The organism is Nocardia jinanensis, from assembly GCF_014645735.1.
Classification (GTDB): domain Bacteria; phylum Actinomycetota; class Actinomycetes; order Mycobacteriales; family Mycobacteriaceae; genus Nocardia; species Nocardia jinanensis.
Map to the genome: position 1 here is coordinate 1 of NZ_BMMH01000055.1, position 2042 is coordinate 2042.

Annotated in this window: 1 protein-coding gene; it reads right to left on the minus strand. The window is 65.3% G+C overall.

The annotated features are described in order from the left end of the window. A partial coding sequence (locus IEY68_RS35800) for a condensation domain-containing protein (RefSeq protein ID WP_229719240.1) occupies window positions 1-2042 on the minus strand: 2042 nt, incomplete at both ends.

Genomic DNA, 2042 nt, shown 5'->3' on the forward strand with positions numbered 1-2042 from the left:
CCACACCTTCGGCGATCAGGTACCGCGCCAGCTGATTCACCCGACCCGCGAACTCGCCATAGGACAGACTCGTCCCCTCGAACGAGACAGCCACCCGATCCGGATGAGCGGCAGCCACAGCATTGAACCCGTCCAGCAGCAGCCCGGCACGGATCGCGTGCTCGGTGGCATTCCACTGCGCCAGCACCTGCGCACGCTCGACCGGCGCCAAGATCTCCAGATCACCGACCGCGGTCTCCGGCGCCGCGACGATCTCCCGCAACAACCGCGCGAACCGCTGCGCGAAACCCTCCACCGTCGCGTGATCGAACAACGCCGTGGCATAGGTCAGGTAACCCGCCACCCCCTGCGGGGCACCCGATTCGTCGTAGGAATCACCGAGCACGAGGTTCAGATCGAACTGCGAGATCTCGGAATCGAATTCCACACCCGAGACCGTCAGACCCGGCAGTTCCAGACTCGACTGCGCGAGGTTCTGGAACGTGAAACCCACCTGGAACAACGGATGCCGCGCGGTAGAACGCGCCGGGTTGAGTACCTCCACCAGCCGCTCGAACGGCACATCCGCATGCGCGAACGCCGCAATATCGGCCTCCCGCTGCCGCGACAAGAGCTCCGCGAAAGACTCCCCACGATCCAACTCGGTACGGAACACCAACGTGTTCACGAACATACCGATCAAACCATCGAGCGCCTGCTCACCACGACCCGCGACCGGCGTACCAACCGTGACGTCATCACTACCCGACAACCGCGACAACAACACCGCCAGCGCCGAATGCACAACCATGAACAGCGTCGCGTTCCGCTCCTGCGCGACCCGCACCAACCCGGCATGAACCTCGGCATCGACCGCGACCTCGACCCGGCTACCCGCGAAAGACTGCACCGCCGGACGCGGCCGATCGACCGGAAGATCCAGCTGATCCGGCACACCCGCCAGCGCCGACTGCCAATAGTCGATCTGCGCGGCGGACAGCGATTCCGGATCGGCGTCGTCACCGAGCAGTTCACGCTGCCACAGTGCGTAGTCGGCGTACTGCACCGGCAACGCGGCCCACCCCGGCAGCTCGCCGACGGTCCGGGCCGCGTAGGCGGTCATCAGATCCCGCGTCAGCGGCCCCACCGATGAACCATCGGCCGCGATATGGTGCACCACCATCGCCAGCACATGCTCATCGGGACCGGTCGCGAGCAGCAGCACTCGCACCGGCGCCGCCTCGGTGACATCGAAACCGGCGGACATCAACTCGGCGATTCGAGTGACAGGGTCGTCGGCGGTCGCGATCTCGAGACCACCGCTGATCACCTGCCCGACCGGTAATACCTCTTGGTAGGGCAGCTCATCCCGGCCTACCGGATACCGGGTGCGCAATGCTTCGTGCCGCTCCAGCACATCGGCGACCGCCGCACGCAGCGCGTCCACATCCAACGCACCCGACAACCGGATCGCCATCGGCAAGTTGTAGGCCGCCGACTGCTGATCGAACCGGTTCAAGAACCACATCCGCTGCTGCGCCAACGACAACGGCACCCGCTCCGGCCGCTCCCGCCGCGCCAACACCGGCAGATCCCCACGCCCGGTAGCGGTCTCGGCGACAGCCGCCAAAGCGGTCACAGTAGAAGCCTCGAACAACAACCGAACCGGCACCTGCGTATCCAACGCAGCGGCCAACCGCGCCGCCACCTGGGTCGCGATCAGCGAATTACCACCCAGGGCGAAGAAATCATCATCCGCACCCACCCGCTGCACACCCAGCACCTCGGCGAACACACCCGCCACGATCTCCTCGATCGGAGTCGACGGCGCCCGGAACTCCTTCGTCTCGAACACCGGCGCCGGCAACGCCTTACGATCCAACTTCCCAGAAGTGTTCAACGGGAACGCATCCAACACGACCACCGCGGCCGGAACCATATAAACCGGCAACACCTCACGCAAAGCATCCAGCAACACACCGGACACAACCTGCGCACCCGGAGCCGGCACCACATAAGCAACGAGCTGCTCACCCAGATCCGACGCCGCGACCGTCACCACA